9 protein-coding genes are annotated in these 6683 nt (G+C 70.1%); 4 read left to right on the plus strand and 5 right to left on the minus strand.

Features of this window, described 5'->3' with window-relative positions:
- Positions 1 to 92: 92 nt before the first annotated feature.
- From ACV4UX_RS16140 to ACV4UX_RS16150, 3 genes are all read right to left on the minus strand, one after another.
- Positions 93 to 971 (minus strand): formate dehydrogenase accessory protein FdhE, encoded by an 879-nt coding sequence (locus ACV4UX_RS16140; RefSeq protein ID WP_491594308.1) that lies wholly within the window; start codon positions 969 to 971, stop codon positions 93 to 95.
- A 73-nt stretch (positions 972 to 1044) separates the two neighbouring features.
- Positions 1045 to 2262 carry an efflux RND transporter periplasmic adaptor subunit gene (locus ACV4UX_RS16145; RefSeq protein ID WP_491594309.1) on the minus strand — a complete coding sequence of 406 codons (1218 nt, stop codon included), beginning with the start codon at positions 2260 to 2262 and terminating at the stop codon, positions 1045 to 1047.
- A 9-nt stretch (positions 2263 to 2271) separates the two neighbouring features.
- Positions 2272 to 2466 (minus strand): hypothetical protein, encoded by a 195-nt coding sequence (locus ACV4UX_RS16150; RefSeq protein WP_491594310.1) that lies wholly within the window; start codon positions 2464 to 2466, stop codon positions 2272 to 2274.
- A 238-nt stretch (positions 2467 to 2704) separates the two neighbouring features.
- Here ACV4UX_RS16150 and ACV4UX_RS16155 point away from each other — a divergent pair, with 238 nt between their 5' ends.
- Positions 2705 to 3109, plus strand: a complete 405-nt coding sequence (locus ACV4UX_RS16155) for a hypothetical protein (RefSeq protein WP_491594311.1) — start codon at positions 2705 to 2707, stop codon at positions 3107 to 3109.
- Here the strand turns inward: ACV4UX_RS16155 and ACV4UX_RS16160 are convergent.
- Positions 3095 to 3664 carry a chemotaxis protein CheD gene (locus ACV4UX_RS16160; protein ID WP_491594312.1) on the minus strand — a complete coding sequence of 190 codons (570 nt, stop codon included), beginning with the start codon at positions 3662 to 3664 and terminating at the stop codon, positions 3095 to 3097. The genes ACV4UX_RS16155 and ACV4UX_RS16160 overlap by 15 nt on opposite strands.
- 187 nt (positions 3665 to 3851) lie before the next feature.
- On the opposite strand from ACV4UX_RS16160, the gene ACV4UX_RS16165 reads away from it, so the two are divergent.
- The 3 genes from ACV4UX_RS16165 to ACV4UX_RS16175 are packed head-to-tail and all read left to right on the plus strand — an operon-like array spanning position 3852 to position 6161.
- Positions 3852 to 4418 carry a hypothetical protein gene (locus tag ACV4UX_RS16165; RefSeq protein WP_491594313.1) on the plus strand — a complete coding sequence of 189 codons (567 nt, stop codon included), beginning with the start codon at positions 3852 to 3854 and terminating at the stop codon, positions 4416 to 4418.
- A gap of 52 nt (positions 4419 to 4470) precedes the next feature.
- Positions 4471 to 5379 carry an ABC transporter ATP-binding protein gene (locus tag ACV4UX_RS16170; RefSeq protein WP_491594314.1) on the plus strand — a complete coding sequence of 303 codons (909 nt, stop codon included), beginning with the start codon at positions 4471 to 4473 and terminating at the stop codon, positions 5377 to 5379.
- Entirely contained in the window at positions 5376 to 6161 is a 786-nt protein-coding gene (locus tag ACV4UX_RS16175) for an ABC transporter permease (RefSeq protein ID WP_491594315.1), read from the plus strand. Before ACV4UX_RS16170 ends, ACV4UX_RS16175 begins: the two co-directional genes overlap by 4 nt.
- 1 nt (position 6162) lies before the next feature.
- Here ACV4UX_RS16175 and ACV4UX_RS16180 read toward each other — a convergent pair.
- Positions 6163 to 6683, minus strand: a 521-nt coding sequence (locus ACV4UX_RS16180) for a tetratricopeptide repeat protein (RefSeq protein WP_491594316.1), incomplete at its 5' end; no start/stop codon positions are given.

The raw sequence follows: 6683 nt of genomic DNA on the forward strand, positions 1-6683 counted from the left end.
GGGAGCGATGGCAGGGCCGTTTCGTTCGCCACGCCTGTGAGAAACCCTGGCCGGTCCGGCCCGCCATGCGGCCGGACCGCGAGGACGCGACGCTAGAAGCCCAGGGCCGAAGGCGTGGGCCTCAGGTACCCCTGGCGCATGGCCAGGATGTCCAGGGTCATGGACTCAAGGTCGTCCAGGCCGGGCAGGCTCGGGCGGTCGAACTCCCGGAAATCGGTGGTCTTGATGTAGCCTTTGCAGGTCTCGCAGGTGTCCACGCGGTAGCCGGGCTCCTCTTCGGCCACGAAGAAGCGCAGCTTGCTGGCGTCGCGTTCGTGGCAGTAGGGGCACTGGAGACGGAAGGTGCGGTAGTTGGCCCGGCAGAAGGAGCACGCGTTGCGGCGCACGCCCTCCTTGCCCACCAGGGCCGAATGAAAGGCCAGGCTGCCGCAGACAGGGCAGCTGCCCTGCTCCCAGGTCCTGTCCTGGGGCAGCGTGAGGCTCAGGGCTTCGGCCAGGGCGGTCGCCTGGGGCGTGACGGCGCACTGCGCGAGGAAGTTGAGGGTGCGCGGGGCCTGGGGGGTCCGCGTGGAGAATTCCGCGAAGATCGCCTCGTCCCCGGCCACATAGGCGCGAAGGGCGCGTTCCATGAACTCCCTGCCCTCGCCAAGGACCACCGCAGCCGCCTGCGCCGCCGGTCCGCCGAGGCCGGAAAGCGCACCGGCCAGGTCTGTGAAGAGCCGACCCGCCAGGTCCGTGTCCAGGGGGAAGCGCTCCCTGGGGAGCAGCGAGGCCCCGGCGATCACCTGATCCACCGGGGTCAGCTCTTCAGGGGCATCGGCGCGTGCGGCGGCCTCGACGCGTGCGGCAAGTTGCATGGCCAGCACCTTTTCGGCCAGTCCCAGGAGCGGCGCGGGCAGATGGGGCCTCTTGCGCATCTGTTCCAGCTTGCGGCGGATCAGTTGTTTTTCGCGGTCCACGGTCTCGAACATTGTCACCTCCAACGGTTGCCCGCCTTCTGTAGCTGGATTGACACCATTCGTCCACGCGAAGGGGGCTTGGTTCCTACCTGACACCTTGGGGTTCCCAGGCCAGGGACAGGGCCACCCGCGTGCCGGGTTCGAGCCCCGAGAGCACCTGCACCCGCCCGGAGCCGCGCGTCCCGAAGACGGGTTCCACGGGCCTTGCGCGCCCCTGGCCGTCGTCCACGTAAACCACGCGGCGTCCTCCGCGCTCCACCACCGCCTGGGCGGGAACGCTGAGCACGCCTTTGAGATCTTCCACCAGCACGGCGCACTGCACCGTCATCTCCGGACGCATGATGAGCGACGCCGCCGGGGCCAGACTGGCCATGGCCGGAAAATAAAGGATGCGGTCCACGATTTCTGGCGAGGGGGAGACCCGGTCGATCACCGCGCCGTAGATTTCCTTGGGCCGGAAGGCCTGGAAGAAGCGCACGGGCATGCCCGGCCTGATGCCCGCCGCGTCGGCCTCGTTGACGTAGACGCGCAGCTCCAGAGAGCGAGGATCGATGACCGTGACGATGCTCACGGATTTAAGCTCCGCAACCACCTGCTCGCCTTTCTGGGTGTGCACCTGGCCCACGATGCCGTCGATGGGGCTCTCAACGCGGGTCATGGAGAGGTAGGCGTCGATCTCGTCCACCTTGGCCCGGGCCTCTTCCAGGGCCTTGGCCGCACGCTGGGCGTCGCGGAGGGCCTCGGCGCCCACGCGGTCGAGGCGGGCGCGGCCCTGGGCCACGGACTGGGTGCTGGAGGCCTCGTCGCGCCGGGAGGCCTCCAGATCGTCCTGGTGGATATGGCCCAGGACCGAGAGCTGGCGGCGGCGCTCCAGACGGCGGGCTTCGTAGGCCTGGCGGCTTTTGTCGGCGTCCAGGGAGGCCCCGGCCTCCTCCAGGCGCTTGGCGCGCTGGCCCTCCACGCGCTCCAGTTCGTTGCGCGCGGCCTCCAGGCGGGCCAGGGCCGCCTGGCGCTGGGTCTGGAGCTCGCGGTCGTCCAGCACGGCGAGCAACTGGCCCGCGTGCACCACGTCGCCCGTGCGCACGAAGAGCTCCATCACCTGCCCCTTGAGGCGGCTGCCCACGCGGATCTGTCCGCCGGGGCGCACGCGGATCACCCCCGTGGCGTCCACCACGCGCGCCACATCGCCCACGCCTGCCTCCCCCCACTCCAGCACGCGCGGACCGGCGGGCGGCGGCGCATCGCAGGACGCGAGGCATGCCAGAAGCGCGAAGGCCGCGCCAAGGACGCAGAGGGTGCGCATGGAGGGGCGTCAGGTCACCAGATTGAGGATGCGCCCGCGCCCGGAAAGCTCGTCGGGCAGCCCCGCGCGCGAACCGCCGGGCTGGGAGGGCAGGGACAGCAGGGACGCCTGCCGAGCCGCCGCGCGGCCCTGGGCCGCGCCCTCAAGCACGAGCGCCTCGAGGGAGGGCTCCGCAGGGGGGCGCTCCGCAGGATGCCCCGCCAAGCGGCCGGGGGGGGCGGCCCGGGGGCTGGTCCGCAAGGCCCGGGGTTCGGGATGCGGCCGCCGTGGGCCGGAGGGCGGTGTCCGGGGAGTGGGCCATGCCCCATCATGCCCCGGCCGGGTCTGCTGTGCAAGCGCCCGGAGCCGCATTTCCGAACTGAAGACCGGGCGGACTTGCGCCACGGTCCCTTGCGCGTTATAGGGGGAGACGCGGCGTCGTAACGCCCGGCCCGGAGTCTCCATGTTCCCTTTCCTGCGCACGCTTCGCGAAAAAGACATCAATTCCACCCAGCTGGGCAAGGCGCGCACCTACCGTCTGGCCCGGGGCGACCAGACCATGACCTTCAAGGGCCGCCTCCTGGGCTTCTACCACGCCGAGGGAGACTGCCTGGAGCCCGAGGCCCAGAACAAGACCCACCTGCTGACCATCGCAATCTTCCGCACCAGCGCGCGCTATCTGATCTATTACGTGCTCAACCACGTGAACAACGAGCACATCTCCGGCCGACAGGTGCACATGCACGCCACCCCCGACCTGGACGCCGCCGCCCGCTTCGTGGACGCCATGGCCTACGCCAACCGCAAGAGCTTCGCCCAGGGCGTCCTGGAAGACGCCAGGGCAACCGACGCCTCAACGCCTGGCTGAGGCCCGCGCCGCTGCCCACGTCGCGGCCCCTCGCGGCTTGCTTCCGGGGCCGCCCAGCCCCCCCGCCCCCGACAACAACCCCACTTCCACCTCGCCCGTGGACGTGAGGAAGAACACGCGCCGCCCCTTCCCGCCGCCCGTGTCGACCTGGTAGGGGGTCATGCGATGGCGCGACAGGGCCTCGTAGGCGGCTTCCACGTTCTTGAGCCCCACCCCGCCGCGTTCGTCGACAAGCCCGTTGGAGCCGCCCAGCAGGGTCACCCGCAACGCCCTGGGATTCACCCCCATGCGCTTGTACTCGCGGATCACATGCTCGATGGCCGTGTCCACGAACTTGTAGACGGAGTCTTTCTCCTGGTAGCCGTAATCGTCCCTGCGCGGCAGGAAGGCGTGGAAAAAGGCCCCGACCCCCTTGCCGGGCAGATGGAAGGCCGCCCCGAGGCAGGAGCCCAACACCGTCTGCACCAGCGTCGGCTTCAGGTAGACGCCGCCCTCGGACACCTTCAGATACTGCAAGGCGACTCCGGGATTCTCCGTGAGGATGTCTTTCAGCAATGAATTGTTCCGCTCCTCATGCCCCGCCGAACAAGCCGAACGCATCGTGTAAACCACACCAAAACAGTATGACTTGGTATAGGATTCATACCATGCTGCGTCTCCACTGACAACAACTCACATCCCCCGCGCTCGGGCCCCGCGCTCGGGCCTTGACGCGCACGCCGCCCTCTGGTCTGAGTGGAGGATGATCGTCGCCGCTCCCAGTCTGCGCGCCCTGGTCCTGCTGGCCGTCCTGCCCCTGCTGGCCGCCTGCGCCGCCTCGGGCACCCGCGTCCGGGTGGAAGCCTCGGCTGGCCCCGACGCGCTCGAACCGGCCCATTTCTCCCTGCGCCACGGCCACGCCGACGCCGACCCCGCCGCCCACGAGAACCACCGCCAGCGCGTGGCCCTGGCCAAGGCCCTGGAGGCCCACGGCCACACTCGCGCCGCCTCGCCCGAGCAGTGCGACGTGCTCGTCTCCCTGCGCTTCGGGCTGGTGGCCGAGGAGACCCCCCACCAGGGCGCAGGCCTGGAGCATCTGTTCGTGCTGGACGTGCGCGCCGCGGACGCCCTGGCCGAACGCGCCGGACGCCCCGCCCGGCAACTCTGGCGCGTCACCGCCTCGGCCCACGCCCATGTGGACCAGCGCGAGGCCGTGTTCCGCGCACTCCTGGCCGCCGCAGCGCCGCGCATGGGGAGCAACGGCGAGTGGGATCTGGTGGTGCGGCGCACCCCCGTCACCGGCGAATTCGACGTGTTGCCCGCCCCCTGAGCGCGCCTCCGGGGTCTGGCGCGCCGCCCCCCGATCCTGTAGAAGCCCCCTCATGAACGCTGTCGTCGAGGCCGTGGGCCTGCGCAAACACTTCGGAGAGTTCAAGGCCGTTGACGGCCTGGACCTGCGCGTGGAGCAAGGCCGCATCTTCGGCCTGCTCGGCCCCAACGGCGCGGGCAAGACCTCCACCATCCGCATGATCTACGGCTTCTCGCCCCGCACAGGGGGCGAGCTTCGCGTCTTCGGCCAGGACGTGGCCCTGCACTGGCGCGCCATCCGCGCCCGCCTGGGCGTCTGCCAGCAGGACAACGCCCTGGACCCGGACCTCACCGTGCGCCAGAACCTGCTGGTGTTCGCGGGCTATTTCGCCGTGCCCGGCCGCGAGGCCAAGCGCCGCGCCGACGAGCTGCTCGCCTTCTTCGCCCTGGAGGCCAAGGCCGACGCCGACGTGCGCGACCTCTCCGGCGGCATGGCCCGCCGCCTCATGCTGGCGCGCTCCCTGGTGAACGAGCCCGAACTGCTGATCCTGGACGAGCCCACCACCGGGCTCGACCCCCAGTCGCGGCACCTGCTCTGGGACCGCCTTCGCGACCTGCGCGAGAAAGGCCTGACCATCCTGTTGACCACGCATTACCTGGAAGAGGCCGCCACGCTCTGCGACGAACTGCTCATCATGGACCACGGCAAGGCCCTCACCGGGGGTGCTCCGGCGGACATCGTGGCCTCCCACGCCGGACGGGCCGTGCTGGAGCTGGTGGACCCCGAGGAACGCGCCCGGGCCATGGTCGAGGCCTCGGGCTTCGACGTGGAGGACTTCGGCCGCAGGCTGCTCGTGTTCGCCGACGGCTTCGAGGAACTGGAGACCCTGCGCCGCGCCCTGCCCCCGGGGCAGTCCGTGGCCCGGCCCTCCTCGCTGGAGGACGTGTTTCTGCGCCTCACCGGGAGGGATCTGCGCGAATGAGCCTCTTCGAGAATCTTTCCTGGCGTCTGTGGCGCGTCTGGAGGCGCAACCTGCTGGTGTACCTGCGCACCTGGCAGGTGAACTTCATCCCGCCCCTGGCCGAGCCCGCCCTGTACATCCTGGCCTTCGGGGCCGGGCTGGGGGCCATGGTGGGCGCGGTGCGCGTGGACGGCGTGGAGGTGGGCTACACGGCCTACGTGGCCCCGGGCCTGGTGGCGGCCTCGGTGATGTGGCAGTCGTTCTACGAGAACACCTACGCCTCGTTCGTGCGCATGTACTACCAGAAGACCTTCGACGCCATGCTGGCCACGCCGCTCTCCCTGGAGGACGTGATCACGGCGGAGATCCTCTGGGGGGCCACCAAGGCCGTGGCCGGGACCCTGGTGATGGGGCCCGTGATCGCGGCCTTCGGGCTCATCGACCTGCCGCAGGGGCTCCTGCTCGTGCCGCTCTCGGCGCTGGGGGGGGTGGCCTTCGCCTGCGTGGCCATGTGGATCACCACGCTCACGCCCACCATCGAGATGTTCAACCTGCCCATTTTCCTCTTCGTGACGCCCATGTTCCTCTTCTCTGGGGCCTTCTTCCCGGTGGACGGACTGCCGGCGTGGGCCTCGGGGCTGGCGGAGTTCCTGCCCCTCTACCACCTGACGCGCGCCTGCCGCGCCGCCAGCCTGGGCATGACCGGCCCGGGCGTGCTCTGGAGCGCCCTCTACCTGGCGGGCGTGGCGGCGGTGTTCTACCCGCTGGCCGTGCGGGGCATGCGCAAGAGGCTGGTGCGCTAGATCAGCCCATCACGCGCTTTTCGGTAAGCTCCACGATCTCGCGGGCCTCGGCGAGGTTGGGGTCGCGGTCCTGGGCGGAGCGGGCGGCGTCGTAGGCCTGGTCCCAGCGGCCCATCTGGTAGAGCACCTTGGCCAGGGAGACGTAGGTTTTCGGGTGCGCGCCGAAGGCTTTGAGGGCCTCGCGCAGGAAGGTCTCGGCCTTGGGCAGTTCGCCGATCTGGCGGCAGGCCTCCACGGCAAGGCCGTAGGCCTGGGCGTCCTTGGGGTCGAGCTCCATGGCCTTTTCCGCGAAGGGGATCACGTCGGACTGGAGCCCCGCCTCGGCCAGCATCTTGGCCGCCCGGGTGAAGATGCCCTTTTCGTCGGGGTAGCGTTCGCACACGGTGTTGAGCACGCGCCGCGCCGTGGGCAGGCTCTTCTCCCGCAGGGCCTCGCGCGCCTTGTCGAAGGCCTGCTCGATGCGACCGAATTTGTCCTGCATGGCCGCATCCTTGGCGCTTTTCTCCATGTTCTCCAGGTGCT

Source organism: Fundidesulfovibrio sp., from assembly GCF_058402725.1.